This window comes from Nemorincola caseinilytica, assembly GCF_039540515.1.
Classification (GTDB): Bacteria; Bacteroidota; Bacteroidia; order Chitinophagales; family Chitinophagaceae; genus Nemorincola; species Nemorincola caseinilytica.
In genome coordinates, this window is record NZ_BAABFA010000024.1 from 93,854 (window position 1) to 109,421 (window position 15,568).

Annotated in this window: 12 protein-coding genes; 5 read left to right on the forward strand and 7 right to left on the reverse strand. The window is 52.0% G+C overall.

The genetic code is table 11. The annotated features are described in order from the left end of the window. Positions 1-52: 52 nt before the first annotated feature. Positions 53-835 carry an ABC transporter ATP-binding protein gene (locus tag ABD843_RS15140; RefSeq protein WP_345084982.1) on the reverse strand — a complete coding sequence of 261 codons (783 nt, stop codon included), beginning with the start codon at positions 833-835 and terminating at the stop codon, positions 53-55. A gap of 179 nt (positions 836-1,014) precedes the next feature. On the opposite strand from ABD843_RS15140, the gene ABD843_RS15145 reads away from it, so the two are divergent. From ABD843_RS15145 to ABD843_RS15160, 4 genes are read left to right on the forward strand one after another with little or no spacing between them, the layout of a single operon-like run. Then, complete coding sequence (locus ABD843_RS15145) at positions 1,015-1,848, forward strand: DUF3822 family protein (RefSeq protein ID WP_345084985.1); 834 nt, start codon at positions 1,015-1,017, stop codon at positions 1,846-1,848. Next, positions 1,836-2,381, forward strand: coding sequence for an RsmD family RNA methyltransferase (locus ABD843_RS15150; RefSeq protein ID WP_345084988.1), 546 nt, complete (start codon positions 1,836-1,838; stop codon positions 2,379-2,381). Before ABD843_RS15145 ends, ABD843_RS15150 begins: the two co-directional genes overlap by 13 nt. A gap of 1 nt (position 2,382) precedes the next feature. Next, complete coding sequence (gene coaD, locus ABD843_RS15155) at positions 2,383-2,841, forward strand: pantetheine-phosphate adenylyltransferase (RefSeq protein ID WP_345084992.1); 459 nt, start codon at positions 2,383-2,385, stop codon at positions 2,839-2,841. Between the two features lie 35 nt (positions 2,842-2,876). After that, complete coding sequence (locus ABD843_RS15160) at positions 2,877-3,425, forward strand: GNAT family N-acetyltransferase (RefSeq protein ID WP_345084995.1); 549 nt, start codon at positions 2,877-2,879, stop codon at positions 3,423-3,425. Positions 3,426-3,482: 57 nt separating this feature from the next. Here the strand turns inward: ABD843_RS15160 and ABD843_RS15165 are convergent, their stop codons facing one another. Continuing rightward, entirely contained in the window at positions 3,483-6,650 is a 3,168-nt protein-coding gene (locus ABD843_RS15165; protein WP_345084998.1) for a protein O-mannosyl-transferase family, read from the reverse strand. A gap of 355 nt (positions 6,651-7,005) precedes the next feature. On the opposite strand from ABD843_RS15165, the gene ABD843_RS15170 reads away from it, so the two are divergent. Further along, positions 7,006-7,875: a sigma-70 family RNA polymerase sigma factor gene (locus ABD843_RS15170; protein WP_345085001.1), complete on the forward strand. Its 870-nt coding sequence runs from the start codon at positions 7,006-7,008 to the stop codon at positions 7,873-7,875. Between the two features lie 293 nt (positions 7,876-8,168). On the opposite strand, the gene ABD843_RS15175 is transcribed toward ABD843_RS15170, so the two are convergent. The 5 genes from ABD843_RS15175 to queA form a co-directional block, all read right to left on the reverse strand. Beyond that, positions 8,169-8,915: an MBL fold metallo-hydrolase gene (locus ABD843_RS15175; protein WP_345085004.1), complete on the reverse strand. Its 747-nt coding sequence runs from the start codon at positions 8,913-8,915 to the stop codon at positions 8,169-8,171. Between the two features lie 119 nt (positions 8,916-9,034). Continuing rightward, positions 9,035-10,744 (reverse strand): T9SS type A sorting domain-containing protein, encoded by a 1,710-nt coding sequence (locus tag ABD843_RS15180; protein WP_345085008.1) that lies wholly within the window; start codon positions 10,742-10,744, stop codon positions 9,035-9,037. Positions 10,745-10,879: 135 nt separating this feature from the next. Continuing rightward, on the reverse strand, positions 10,880-12,208 hold the full coding sequence (gene rodA / locus ABD843_RS15185; protein ID WP_345085011.1) for a rod shape-determining protein RodA: 1,329 nt from the start codon (positions 12,206-12,208) through the stop codon (positions 10,880-10,882). Positions 12,209-12,216: 8 nt separating this feature from the next. Then, positions 12,217-14,244, reverse strand: a complete 2,028-nt coding sequence (gene mrdA, locus ABD843_RS15190; protein WP_345085014.1) for a penicillin-binding protein 2 — start codon at positions 14,242-14,244, stop codon at positions 12,217-12,219. 195 nt (positions 14,245-14,439) lie between these two features. After that, positions 14,440-15,489: a tRNA preQ1(34) S-adenosylmethionine ribosyltransferase-isomerase QueA gene (gene queA, locus ABD843_RS15195; RefSeq protein WP_345085017.1), complete on the reverse strand. Its 1,050-nt coding sequence runs from the start codon at positions 15,487-15,489 to the stop codon at positions 14,440-14,442. Positions 15,490-15,568: the final 79 nt, after the last annotated feature.

Below are 15,568 nucleotides of genomic sequence, written 5' to 3' on the forward strand. Positions count from 1 at the left end.
TTATTTATCGTCAGGGTTAAAAGTAGAAAAAAAGCCGATGCGATAAAGTGCATTATTTATTTGCAGGTGTGTTTTTTGCTTCCTGCATGGCTTCCTTGGCCTTGGCCAGGAAGTCCGATGCGAATATGAACGAGTTCAGTTTTTCGTCCTTGCTGAATATGATGTCCTTGTTCGATCCCTCCCACTGCTTGTGCCCCTGGTACATATACAGTATATGGTCGCCGCTTTCCATCACGGTGTTCATATCGTGCGTGTTTATCACCGTGGTTATCTTGTATTCGGTGGTTATCTCCTTTATCAGCTTATCTATCACCAGCGAGGTCTGCGGGTCCAGGCCCGAGTTGGGCTCGTCGCAGAAAAGGTATTTGGGGTTCTGTACTATGGCGCGTGCCAGGGCCACACGTTTTTTCATACCACCGCTTATCTCTGCCGGGAATTTTTTGTTGGCATCCTTCAGGTTCACACGTTCCAGCACCTCGTTCACACGGGCCAGCTTTTCTTTGTAGCGCAATTTCGTGAACATATCCAGCGGAAACATTACATTGGCCTCTACCGTCTTACTGTCGAAAAGGGCGCTGCCCTGGAAGAGCATACCTATCTGCATACGCAGCTCTTTCAGTTGTTTTTCGTCCATTTTGGTTATGTCCTGCCCCTCATACAGCACCGATCCCGAGTCTACATCCATCAGGCCTATCATTATCTTCATCAGCACCGTTTTGCCGCTGCCGCTGCTGCCTATTATCAGGTTCGTCTTGCCCGACTCCATCTTTGACGACACATCGTGTATCACTACCTTTTCGCCGAAACTTTTCTTGATATTCCTTATTTCTATCATCGTGCTGCTATGGATGCCGTATAGGGTATCATCCCCTCTGTGATGTAAAAATAGGGTAGTTTTGATAATGCGTGAAATAGAAAAAGCGGCAAGGCGCGCATCATTTCCCGGTACAGGGGGCAGGCAAAAGATATTCAGCCATTTACCACTACAATTTCTTATCATTGTGCGGTCAAGCTATGGCGGCAGCGAACACGAATAAGAACGAACAGGTATATAACATTCGGGAAGATGAGCAGTTACTATCCCGCGTGGCGCTGGTGGTATGCGTACTCACCCGGCGCGAGCTTTACATTGCAGGTCTCAGCATCACCAAAGAGCTGCTCACCATACATTATTACGCATACAACGCCAATAAGCCCGTATGGGAGACCGGCTTCTTCGAGCAGCTTTTTGCCAACGAGCCGCTGCTGTTGGTAAGGGAGAAGGTAAAAGGGATATTCATAGCCAGCGACCGCGAGCTTATAGTGCCCGACGAGCTATACAACGAGGCCGAGGCCATACGCTGGCTGCACCGCCTGCACTTCATAGAGCAGAACGATGTGATACGGTCTCACCCGCTGGAGAACGATAAGGCCACCTATATGCTGGCCGTGCCCCTAAATATAGCAGAGCTTATAAAGATCAATTTCAAGAAAGCGGCGGTACTGCCGCTGCCTGCATACCACTTTGGCGAGCGTCCCGCGCAAAGCCTGCATCTGCAGCTCTGCTTCGGCAATGGCCAGGTGGCAGTTACCCTGCACAACTACAGCCAGCTACTGTGGCACAGATACATCGAATACACCTCTGCCGAAGATGTGGCCTTTGCTATAAGGGCCCATTGCAGGGAGAATTATATAGACCCGGCAAAGCTCACCATCACCTGCAATGCCCTTTCGGCTGCAGAGTACGATGTCATCAACGAGCTTTCTGCATATTTCCAGGTAGTGAAAGCCGGTAATGGCCTTACCATACATGCCCGCTGGGATCCTGCTATAACATTGGCAAATCAACTTTTAGAATGCGTATCGTAGGTGGTATATTCGGCGGCAGGCGGTTCTCGCCACCTGCGCGCATACCTGCAAGGCCTACCACCGAGGTGGCCAAGGAAGGACTGTTCAATATGCTGAACAACAGCATGGACCTGGAAGGTATAAAAACGCTGGACCTCTTCGGCGGTACAGGTAGTATCTCTTATGAGCTGGCATCGCGCGGGGCAGGCCATCTCACCATCGTAGAGCGCGATCCTGTGACGGTCGATTTCATTAAAAAGACCATACAGGAGCTGGGTATCAAAGACAAGATGGACCTTATTCGCAACGACGTGTTCAAGTTCATGAAGCAGAACACTGAGAAGTACGACCTTATTTTCGCAGGGCCGCCCTATGCCCTCGATACCATAGACGACCTGCCAAAGCTGGTCTTCGACCTGCAGATGCTGCTGCCCGGCGGCACCTTCGTACTGGAGCATACCCCGCGCAACGATTACCAGAACCATCCCCGTTTTGCACGCATAAAAAATTACGGCACCACAGTTTTTACCTTCTTCACCCGACCCGATGAATGATATGGAACGTATCTGCCTTTTCCCCGGAACCTTCGACCCCATTACCCTGGGGCATATCGATGTGGTAGAGCGCGCAGTGTCCATGTTCGATAAGCTGATAATAGGCGTAGGTATCAATTCTACCAAGCAGCCTATGTTCTCGGTAGAGCAGCGCGTAGGGTGGATAGGGGAGATATTCAGCCACGATAAGCGCATAGAGGTGATGGGCTATGAAGGCCTCACTGTAGACATATGCCACAAGCTAAAAGCGCAATACATATTGCGCGGCATACGCTATATTGCCGACTTCGAGTACGAGAAGGCCATAGCCGATATGAACCGTATGCTGGCGCCCGATGTAGAGACGGTCTTCCTTACATGCTCACCGGCATATTCCACTATATCGTCCACTCTTGTGCGCGATGTGATACGCAATGGTGGCAACGCCCGCCTCTTCCTGCCGCCACAGGTACGTTATTAAGAGCGATATTATCACCCGATACCCATACATAGCTCATGCAGGTACTTCTAGAGACCGAAAGGTGCATCATAAGGCCCATTACAATGAATGACATTGCAGGTATGTACGAAATGGACAGCGACCCCGGGGTGCATATGTATGTAGGTAAGAAACCTGTGACCTCTATAGAGCAATCGGGAGAAATGATAGCCTCCATCATGCAGCAGTACCGCGACCTGGGTATAGGCCGCTGGGCCGTAGAAGAAAAGGCCACCGGCAGATTCATAGGTTGGACGGGTTTTAAATTCATTGCCGGGCCAGTGAATGGCCACGCCAATTATATCGACTTCGGCTATCGTTTCGTAAAGAAGGCCTGGGGCAGGGGATATGCTACCGAGACCGGCCGTGCGGCCCTGCACTACGGTATCCGCCACCTCATGTTCAGAGATATTTTTGCCACTACCGATGTGAACAATACAGCATCGCGGCATGTGCTGGAAAAGCTGGGCTTCAGGTATACCCACACCTTCGCCTACGATGGCGAGCCCACCTGGCGACAGCCTCATGAACCTACTACCTGGTACGAATTGCAGTACGACCAATAGAAAGATAAAAGGCGACCAAGTGGTCGCCTTTTATCATCTTCGTATCGTTAGCAGCCATTACTCGTCGCCGGCGGGTGCGCTCTGGCGGCTGGCATTCTGGCGGGCTTCCAGTATCTCCCTCAGTTTAGGGTTGCGCTCAAAGAGGCCTTGCATCTTGTCTACTATGGCCTTCATGGTCACAGAATCCCTGCCCTCGTATGCTGCCTGTCCCAGGCCCTGCATTATGCTGTAGTGCTGTGCAGCGCCATCGGCCATCGCAAAGCGGCTGTCGTTGTTCAGAGATGCTATCCACTGCAGGTTCTTCTCTGTGCTGCTCATTATCTTGTTGGCTATCCTGGCTCCTTTCTCTTTCTCGCCCGCATGGTAGTATGCCGCTGCCAGCAGGTAGCCCGAATAGTCGTAGCCATAAGGGTAAGAATGCTCGGTGATGTTCTTGTTCACCTTATCCAGTATCTGTACGGCCTTGTCCCTCTGTCCTTCGGCTATCAGCTGGTTGGCCAGGAAGGCCGCGTTCATGCGGTAAGATATCAGCTCGTGACGGTTGGGCTCGTCAAAGTATACGTCCTCCCTTTCTGCGCCACCCCATACGAATTTGTTCATGAACATATCGTAGCTCTTGGCCGTATTGATGGTACCAAGCACACTTGGGTTCACCCTTACAGAGTCCATCACTTTGAACGGCATCAGGCGGTATACCATACCTTCCATGCGCATGTATTCGCCGGTGCCTACATAGTCGCTCTGGCGCAGGCCTGCGTCAAAGTATATGGGGCGTTTCCAGCCGTCGCGTGCCACGCCGGCTATTATGTTCAGCACGGCCAGGTCGCTTTTGGTAGCGGCGTTCTTGGGGAAGGAGAATCGCATATCCGTTACCACGCGTACAGTATCTTCTGCGCCTATGAGGCCACGCGCCACCAGCTCTTCTTTAGATGGGGTAGGCGTCATGAAGTTCTTCACAGGCATGTAGTTCACTATCTCATCGCCACGGCGTGCTGTCTTGTCGGGGTCGGTGCTGTTCATGAAATTGCATATGTCCTCCAGGTTGAAGTACCTGTCCTTGGGTATCTTCACTGTTGGCGGCTCGTAGAACTGTACATAGTTATGCTTGTCGCCTATGTAGTCCTGCTTTTTCCATATCATGGGCACCGGCATGCCATCGTTGGCCCTGTTGTTCAGCTGGTCTATATACCAGTCTATACCCAGCAGGCTGGTGTTGATGATGCGCACATCCCTGCGGAAGCCTTCTATTTCCTGTATGTACCACAGTGGGTAGGTCTGGTTGTCGCCATAGGTAAAGAGTATGGCATTGGGTGCGCAGCAAGACAAGGTGTTGTATGCTGTAGCATTGGCCAGTGTCTTGCGCGAGCGGTCGTGGTCGTCCCACTCTTCGGCGGCCATCAGCACAGGTGCTGCCAGCAGGCTCACGGCCACAGCGCCATAGGCGGCGCCTGCGCCATTGCCTATGCGTTTGCGCAACATATCATATATCATCAGTGCGCCCAGGCCTATCCATATGGTGAACGTATAGGTACAACCGGCAAAGGCATAGTCACGCTCACGCGGCTGTAGCGGCGTCATGTTCAGGAATATACCTATGGCCGCACCCGTGAAGAAGAACAGTGTGAGCACTGCTATGCCATCGCGCTTGTTGCGGTCGAACTGGTAGATGAACCCGAGTATACCCAGTATAAAGGGCAGGAAATACAGCTTGTTGTGTGCTTGGTTGCGGCTCAGGTCGCCCATATTGTCCGTATTGCCCAGGCCGCGCATACCGTCTATGAACGATATGCCCGATATCCAGTTGCCGTGGTCGGGGGCGCCCTGGCCTTCTACGTCGTTCTGCCTGCCGGCAAAGTTCCACATGAAGAAGCGCCACCACATCCAGTTCATCTGGTAGCGGAAGAAGAAGCTGAAGTTGTCGCGGGCCGTAGGTGTCTCGTTCTCGTCCAGGCCCAGGTAGCTGCGGTAGAAGGATATGTGGCTGGGGCTGTTGTAATCCCATATACGCGGGAAGAAGTGGCTCTGGCTTTCACCCGTCCTTGGGTCTATACCGAATACAGGATCCGTTTTGCTGCCTACTACCTCGTACACGTCCTTGCCATCCTTCTTCATAGGTGCATAGGTCTTCTTAGTGGCGTCTACATCTGTCCATACGCTGGTAAAGTATGGGCCGAAGAACAGCGGCTGCTGGCCGAACTGTTCGCGGTTCACATAGTCCAGGAAGCTCATAGGGTTATCGGGGTTGGTCATGTCTATAGGCACATCGGCACGGGAGCGGATGATGGCCGTGAAGTAGCACGAATAACCGATGATGATGAATATGATGCACAGCATACCTGTATGCATCAGGTAATAGCCCTTTTTCTTTGCGAACAGCAGCAGGAAGACCAGCAGTGCCGAAAGCAGCAGCAGGAACACTATAGCGCCTGTATCGAACGGCATACCAAGGTCGTTAGTGAATACCCTGTCGAATACCGATGCTATGCGGGGTATGTACTGTATGACGCCGAACTGTATGAAACCAAGTATCACGCAGCCTACCAGGAATGCTATGATAGTACCCATAGTGGTGGGCTTGTACCGCTTGAAGTAGTAGATCATGGCAAGGGCAGGTATGGTCAGCAGGTTCAGCAGGTGCACACACACCGACAGGCCCACCAGGAACGACAGCAGCACCAGCCACCTGTCGGCATACTTATTGTCGGCTATCTCTTCCCACTTCAGCATGGCCCAGAAGGTGAAGGCCGTGAACAGTGATGAGGTAGCATAAACTTCGCCCTCTACGGCCGAGAACCAGAAAGTATCGGAGAAGGTACATGCCAGTGCGCCTACAAGGCCGGCACCCATAATGGCTACTGTCTGTGCGTTATCGGGCTCGGTATTGCTGCCGGCCACCAGCTTTTTGCCAAAGTGGGTGATGGTCCAGAACAGGAACAGTATGCTGAAAGAGCTGGCGAATACCGAAAGTGAGTTGATGAAGAAAGCAGCATTGGTAGAGGGTGCGCCCGTCCATGCGGCGGGGCCCGAGAAGAGCGCGAAAATGCGCTGCAGCAACATGAAGAAGGGGGCGCCGGGAGAGTGACCCACCTCCAGCTTATAGGCACAGGACAGGAACTCGCCGCAATCCCAGAAGCTGGTAACGCGTTCCATGGTCATCAGGTACACCGCTGTTGCGATAGCGCACACTACCCATCCCGTAAGGTTATTGACTTTACGATAGTTCATGATACATTTTTAGAGAGCGACAAAAATAGCAAAAGTTGTCAGTTATCAATACTTTATTGCCCTGCCTATGCCACTACCGGCACACGTTTGCCACATTGCACCGCATACCTTATAGTATATAGTTACATAGGGCTGATATACAAGGTTCGCTATAAGCAGGATACGGTCTTACACAGTACTACGCAGGTGCATAACTATATCTGTAGGATACTATGATGTATTGTTAATGCCATCATAATTTTTTTTGGGTCGCATTGTTAAGACACTTAGCTTTGTGATACGATCAGCTTTTATTGCTTTTACTAGTTGCGAGTTAAATTTTTCCAAACACACACTCAATGTACCGCCTATGTCAATGCGTCAGTTAAAGATCACGAAGTCGATCACCAACCGGGAAAGCCAATCATTAGAAAAATACCTGCAGGAAATAGGCAAGGTCGATCTCATTACCCCTGAAGAAGAAGTTCAGCTCGCCATTCGTATAAAACAAGGCGACCAATACGCCCTCGAAAAACTCACAAAGGCCAATTTGCGTTTTGTGGTATCGGTAGCAAAGCAGTACCAGAACCAGGGCCTTTCGCTCAGCGACCTTATAAACGAGGGCAACCTCGGTCTCATAAAGGCCGCCCAGCGTTTCGATGAGACCCGTGGTTTCAAGTTCATATCCTATGCCGTATGGTGGATCCGCCAGTCTATACTGCAGGCCCTTGCCGAGCAGTCGCGTATCGTAAGGCTGCCGCTCAATAAGGTGGGCCTCAGCAACAAGATCAGCAAGGCATATTCACAGCTGGAGCAGGAGTACGAGCGCGAGCCATCTACCGAAGAGCTGGCCGAACTGCTGGATATAGGCACCGAAGAGGTAGAGACCACACTGGGCGTGGCCGCAAGGCATGTATCGGTGGATGCACCCTTCGTAGATAGCGAGGACAATACACTGCTGGATATACTGGAGAACCCCAATTCAGACTCGGCCGATGCAGAGCTCTACCATGGCGAATCGCTCCGTTGTGAGATAGAGCGCTCCCTCAGTACCCTCACCGACCGCCAGCGCGATGTGATAAAGCTCTACTTCGGTATAGGTGTTCCCAACCCCATGAGCCTGGAGGATATAGGAGAGAAATTCTCCCTTACCCGCGAGCGTGTACGCCAGATAAAGGACAAGGCCATCACCAAGCTGCGCACGGCCAGCAGGTGCCAGTTGCTGAAGACCTACCTGGGCAATTAATAGTACTATAATAACATCTCATATAGCGAAAGCCACCCATGCGGTGGCTTTCGCTATTATGTGAGCTTTGGGGTGGGCCATCCCCGCATATAGGACGTTCCCACTCAAAAAATATACATTCATCATCATTGGCGGTCATGTATCGCTTGCTCACTGTGAAATTTGCCCCGATCGCAACTACAATATCTGGTCCTATGAAAAAACGAATGTCTATGGGCGCTCTCGCCCAGAAAGATACATTAGTAGTATGGGTGGTGGTGATACTGCTGGCGCTGATGCTTATAGCCGTCTGATCACAGCCTGGCCACAGGTATCTTTACATCGTGGTAAAAGAGAAATTGCCAGCCCTCTGCACGGCCTTGTTCGGCATACTGCTCGCGTAGCCGCATGGCTTTTTTGCCGTCAAAGTCGTACTTGGCCACATACTTCATCTTCATCTGCTTTAGCTGTGGGGCCTCGTCTCCGCCAAAGAACACTTTGTCTGTACCGTCGTCTACCAGGTACACTATGTGCTGCGGGCAATGCCCGCCCGAGTGCATGTAACGTATGTAGCCATTTATAGTGCCGGCCTCGCCCTGCAGCCAGCGTACCTGACCTGTGGCCAGCAGGGGTTCTATATCCTCGGGGTGGTAAGATGGCAGCCCTGTGGCCAGCGCAAAGTCTGCCTCGGCTCGGTATATATAGTACTCCGCATTGGGAAAGGTGGTCTTTATAAGGCCGTTCTCATCAGTATACGTCAGGCAGCCGGCATGGTCCTTGTGCAGGTGCGACAGCAATACTTTGGTCACCTGCCCGGGTTCATAGCCATGGGCGCGCAGGTTGGCATGTATCTGCAGTACACCATCAGCGCCTTTAAAGCCCAGGCCTGTATCCAGCACCATCACATCCTTATCTGTCACCACCAGGAAGGGCAGTATCTCTACCAGCAGCGATCCCGTAGGGCGGTCGGTAAGCACATCCTTATCAGGGTCGAAGGGAACGAATTCCTTATCATGACCAATAGTAAAAATGCCTTCCGATAATGGATAGATAGCTGCCATATTGCAAAAGTAGAACGATGGAGGTCTTATTCAAAGTGCATATTGCGTAACGATAGTATAAAAGAAGAACGCCGGCACTGATACCGGCGTTCTATACTTATATCGACATTCGTTATTGTTTATTGTTTCTCGAACTTGATGGCCTTCGATCCGCCCATTCCCTTGAGTACCACATAGTATATACCGGGTGCCAGCGAGCCGGTAGCTACCGTTGTCTCGGCCTTAGTTATGTCTTGTGTGCTCAGTGCCTGGCCGGTCATGTTGTAGATGGTAAGGGTAGCATAGGCCACACCGTCTGTCCTTATGTTCATGGTCTCGCTTACGGGGTTGGGGTACAGCTCTACCCGGGTAAGGGCCGCATGCTGCACACCCGTTACAGGCAGCGGTATCTTGCTGTATACCGTATTGGTCATCACCACAGGGTTCACATCAAAGTATATGCCTACACGGTTGGCTATGGTGGTGCCCGGTGTCAGCGTGGTCTTTGCATTTATCGTGAAGGTGACCATGCCCCTGCATATCTCGTCGGCATGATGGGTGGTATCGGGCAGCAGTATGTTCGGGAAGTCGAATTTCAGTATGTTGCTGCCACCGCTCGTCATTGTCGATACCATATAGGTGTGAGTGCTTGCGCCGCGCACCATGGTGCTCACATCCAGGTAATTCGACAGGGTGTCCATTATGTGTATGTTGTACGCAGTGTCGGTACCCGTGTTCTCGAACTCCAGCAGATATTCCAGCCTTTGGCCGGCGGTTATATTGCCTGTAGGCGTTACCGATTTCTGGTTCGGGTCATAGGCTGCGCGTACCGTATCGCACCGTACCACTATATTGTTGGCAGGGTAGGTGTCGCTGGTGGTAGGTAGTACGGTGTATTTGGTATTCACGGTATCGCCTATTGTCAGTGCGGCAACAGGTGTCACCTTCACGGTGAACATTTTAGGAGTAGTAGAGGAGATCGTACCGGCATCGAACAGAACGCTTGTGCCAACTACAGTGTGGCTGGCGGCCGGCGTTATAGAAGTGTAGCTGAACTTTGGCCCGAACTCGAATTTTACCGTTGTTGCTGTGCCGGTGCAGGCAGAGTTGTACACCAGTATGTCGGCCCTGTTGGCAAGAGGACCTGCATTGGCTGGCCTGAATGTTGCCGATATGCCAAGGTCGAAGCCTGAGGCTGAGCCGCACTGCAGCAGCCAGTACTTGGGTATGTGTACCGTGGACGGGAACATAGGTATGGTATCATATATCACATCCATCGACGGGCAGGATACCATGCCTGCAGGCGGCACCACCGCCGTGAATTTGTATATGGTGCCCGGAGGGCCATATGCCCTGTAGTCGTAAGAGCAGTATGCCGGTATGGTATCTACAGGTACGCCTGCCGAGTCCACTCTTATTAGGCCGGGGGCCACTATGCCGTGGTCTGCGGCATCCAGTACACAGTTGCTGTTAAGGTCGGCCCACGCCTCCAGCCATATGTGGCTGCATGGTATGAATTCGTGCGAGTATATGGCCGAGTCGAAACGGGTGAAATTGTTCTTCAGTACATGTTTTACTGTGTAGGTGCCCGCTGTGGCATAGACGTGTGCTGGTGTCAGCGTGGCACCGCCGCTCATACAGAAGATGGTGAGCGAATCCATGGTGCCGTCTCCGTAATAGGACAATAGTTTCAGGCCGCTTATACAGCCTGTGATGTTGACCACACCGCTGGAAGACATACAGGAACTATCCACGAACATCTGTGCGGTAGTAATGGATTGTGCCCTGGCGGCGTTGCGGCCAAAAAGCATCAGCATGCCTAACAGGCATAGGTAAAAGGTCTTTTTCATAAGGTCTCTTTTTAGGTTAAGATATTGGGTACTATCCTAATAGACGTTCGATCGCTGCAAATGGTTGGTAAGATGCGGAAATACACTTCCTTGGGAAGTGTAAAGCAAAGCGGATATCAACGCTGTGATAATGACCTACTTTATCAGCACCTGCCTGTCGGCATCCAGCCTTACCAGTATGAAGATGAGTATACTGAACGACAGCAGCGACGACCCCCCATAGCTAAGGAAGGGTAGGGTAATGCCTATCACCGGGGCAAGGCCTATGGTCATAGATATATTCACCGCAAAGTGGAAGAACAGTATACAGGCCACACAGTAGGCATATACCCGCGTAAAGTCCGACCGCTGTCGTTCGCCCAGGTATATGATGCGCAGCATCAGCGATATGTACAATATGATGAGCACCGCACTGCCTGCGAACCCGAACTGCTCGCCAATGGCACAGAATATGAAGTCGGTGTTCTGCTCGGGTACGAACTGGTTCTTGGTAGAAGTGCCATTCAGAAAACCCTTGCCCATCATTCCGCCAGAGCCTATGGCTATCTTAGACTGCAGTACGTTGTACTCCGAGCTGTTGGTACGCTCCTTGCGCTCCTCGCCTGGTGCCAGTGCCTTGTTGTATTCATCAGGCACATCTATGCCTATCATAGAGTATATGCGCTCTATCTGGTGCTTCTGCAGTACGTTCTTGAACACAAAGGGCACGGCCAGTTGCGAGAACAGCAGCGAGAACAGCCATGCGCTGATGAGTATGACCCTTGCCGCCATCTTGCGCCGCAGGGTAGTGCGTATGAGCAGCCCTACCAATACCGTGAACACGGTGATAAGTATGGCCAGCGTGGTACGGTCTATGAGCAGGCTGGTAAGCACCAGCGCTATGGCCGCGAACCCTATCACCAGTATGGCATTGGGCAGTCCTTCGCGGTACATCACCAGGAAGAAGGAAAAGTATACCAGCGCCAGTCCGGTCTCTTTCTGCAGCAGTATCAGCACCGCGGGCGACAGGGCTATGGCCGTGGCTATCAACCTTTCTTTCAGCTTGCGGAAGTTGGTCTCGTTCAGCGAGAAGAACTTTGCCAGCGCCAGCGATGTGAATATCTTGGCCACTTCTCCGGGCTGAAAGCGGAAACTGCCCACGCCCAGCCAGCTTCGCGATCCCTTCACATCTATCCCGGCAAATATGGTAATGATGAGTATGGCTATACCCACGGTATATATCAGGAAGGCGAACGAGGAGAAGAACTTGCTTTCTGTAAGTATGATGATAAGCCCTATGAACAGCGAATAGCCCAGCCATATCACCTGCCTCATATAGCTTTTGTTCATCATTATGATAGAGGTATCGGTAGTGCGGTGCTCTACCGAGAATATGGCCAGTATACCCACTGTTACCAGCATAAAGTACAGTAGCAGCAGTGTGCCGTCTATACGGTTGAAAAGCGTTTTCCTCAGTTCGCCCATCGGTGTGGTTATTTACTGCTTCTTGGTCTTAAATGATGTCTTATCCAGCGGTTGTACAGTATAGAGTCCTGTGCGCGGCCGGTACTGTCAGCTATGCGTTTCCTTTCCACCTTGGCATTGTATATACGCAGGTCGCGCAGGCGGTTCACAGAATCTATAGTATATACATATTTGTTTATAAGGTTCGCCTTCAGCATTTTTTCCTCCACAGGTTTACGCTTGGCCGATATGCTGTCTTTCAGGTATTTCTCCATCAGCAGGGCGGCTATGGGTGCGGCCCATGTAGCGCCAAAGCCTGCATTCTCTATGGCCACTGCTATGGCTATCCTGGGGTTCTCCCTCGGTGCAAAGGCCACGAACATAGAGTGGTTCTGCATCTTTATCACCTCGCCGTTCACTATGGCCTTGTTCTCGGCAGTACCTGTTTTGGCGCATACTGTTACGCTGTCTATGCGTGCTGCGGCCGCTGTACCGTGGTCCACCACATCCTGCATGGCCTGCTGCACTATGGTAAAGGTGCTGTCGGGTATGTTCAGTACCACATGTTTCTGCTGGTATTTGCGCAGCAGGGTATCTTTCTCGTTCTTGCCTATCGCCCTTACGAAGTGTGGCGTATAGTAATAGCCCTTGTTGGCTATTATGCACATGCCATTGGCCATTTGCAGCGGGGTCAGCAGCAACTCGCCCTGCCCCATACCTACGAACACTATGGTACACGAGTTCCACGACCCGCGGTACATCTTGTTGTACAGTGCAGTATCCGGTACCAGGCCCTTTCCTTCAAAAGGTATGTCCACGCCCGTCTGGCGGCCATAGGCAAAACTCAGGTAATAGTCGTGCCAGGCCTGCAGGCCATCCTTCACACTGGCATATTTGCGGTAGTCCACCATCAGGCGGAAGGTGTGGCAGAAGTAAGAGTTGCACGAGTGTGCTAGCGCCGCCCTGAAGTTGGCAGCGTGGCCAGCATCGTGGTGTTCGCACGCTATGCGGCGGCTGCAGCCGCCATAGCTGCCACCACATGGGTAGCCATAGTTGGGGGTAATGGCGCCCTCGTTCAGCGCCACCAGGCCTGTGAATGGCTTTATGGTAGAGCCCGGCGGGTACATGGCCTGCGTAGCCCGGTTAAAGAGGGGGCGCGTAGGTTCGCGGTACAGGGTAGAATAGTTGCGGGCGCGTTCCTTGCCACGCAGCAGGTTCGGGTCAAAGGTGGGACTGCTTACCATGGTCAGTATACCACCGGTCCTGGGGTCTATGGCCACTACACTGCCTATCTTATTGGCCATCAGCTTTTCGGCATATTCCTGCAGCTCCATGTCCAGGTACAGGTCCAGTTGCCGGCCCGATACTTCCATGCTGTCCAGCTCGCCATTCCTGTATGGGTCGCGCGGCCGGTTGAATTTATCCCTTTCCAGGTAGTGTACGCCGCGCTGCCCGCGCAGTACCTCCTCGTATTGCAGTTCCAGCCCGCTGAGGCCTGTATAGTCGCCCTGGCGGTAGCTCTGGTACCTGGGCTTCTTCAGCATCTCCGGCGATACCTCGCCTATGTACCCCAGTACCAGGCCCGCTATGGGTTTTTCATACACGCGTATATTGCGCTCTACCAGCTCAAAGCCCGGGAACTTATACGCATTCTCCTGGAAGCGGGCCGTCTGTTCCTCGTTCAGCAGGTCCATAAATGGGCTCTGGCGCACATCCAGGTTGCGCACCAGCACACGCCCCAGTATGGCCTCGTATGTGGGTATGTCTATATCCAGCGCAGCGCACAGCTCGGCAGTGTCCAGTGTCTTGGGCACATTGCGCGGGGTTATCATCAGGTCGTAGATGGGGGTGTTAGAGAGCAGGGTCTTTCCTTTCCTGTCTATTATCACGCCGCGTGGCGGGTACACCACCTTCTTGTATATGGCTATGTCATTGGCCAGTATCTTGTACTTCGGCTCGAAATTTTGCAGAAAGAACAGCCGCAGCAGCATTATCGATGCTACCGCGATAAAGATGAAACTGATGACATACCGGCGAGGGTTTGTCGCAAGAGACATAAGGGAGATATTGAGAGACGAACCTGCTGCAAACGTACCACATTTACCTATGCCAAAATGAGGGTGTGAAAAAATATTTTCAACGGTATGTGTGAATAACTTTCAGGTATGTTACGGGCATATGGTATGCTATAAAAAAGGAACAGGGCCTGTACATGTACAAGCCCTGCGGTATGAGTGTCTTATGTATCGCTACTATATCACCAGCATGGCATCGCCATAGCTGAAGAAGCGGTATTTTTCCTTTATGGCCGTTTCGTAGGCGGTCATCATCAGGTCGTACCCGGCAAAGGCGCAGGCCATTATCATCAGGCTTGTCTTTGGCAGGTGGAAGTTGGTGATGAGCGAGTTGGCTATGGAGAAGTTGTAGGGCGGGTGTATGAACACGTTCGTCCAGCCTTCTTCGGGTTTCAGCAGGCCCTGTGCGGTCACCGAGCTTTCCAGCGCGCGCATGGTGGTAGTGCCTATAGAGCAGATGTGCCTCTTCTCTGTTATGGCCCTGTTCACCAGGTTCGATGCATAGTCGTCCACGCGGAAGTATTCAGCATCCATCTTATGCTTCGACAGGTCTTCCACCTCTATGGGGCGGAAGGTGCCGAGGCCGGTGTGCAAGGTCACCTCTGCAAATTTCACACCCACTATCTCCAGCCTCTTTATCAGTTCGCGGCTGAAGTGCATACCGGCCGTAGGTGCGGCCACAGCGCCCTCGTATTTGGCATATACTGTCTGGTAGCGTTCTTTATCCTCTTCTTCGGGTTTGCGCTTTATGTACTTGGGCAGTGGGGTCTCACCCAGCAGGTCCAGCATACCGCGGAACTCCTGCTCATTGCCATCGAACAGGAAGCGTATGGTACGCCCGCGCGATGTGGTGTTGTCTATCACTTCTGCCACCAGCTCGTCGTTGTCGCCAAAGTAGAGCTTGTTGCCTACGCGTATCTTACGCGCAGGGTCCACTATCACGTCCCACAGGTGGTTTGGCTTGTTCAGCTCGCGCAGCAGGAACACCTCTATCTTGGCACCGGTCTTTTCCTTGCGGCCATACAGGCGTGCGGGAAATACCTTGGTGTTGTTCACTATCATCACGTCCTTGTCGTGAAAATAGCCCAGGATGTCCTTGAATATCTTATGCTCTATCTTGCCCGTGTCACGGTGAATGACCATCAGGCGGCTTTCGTCACGTTTTTTGGCGGGGTGTTGCGCTATGAGATTTAATGGGAGATCAAACTTGAATTGCGACAACTTCATATAAAAAGAGATATAAGGGAAGATCGATTAAAAGTGTGCAAAGTTAGCAAATATAACGACAACTTAGGAATATAGGCAA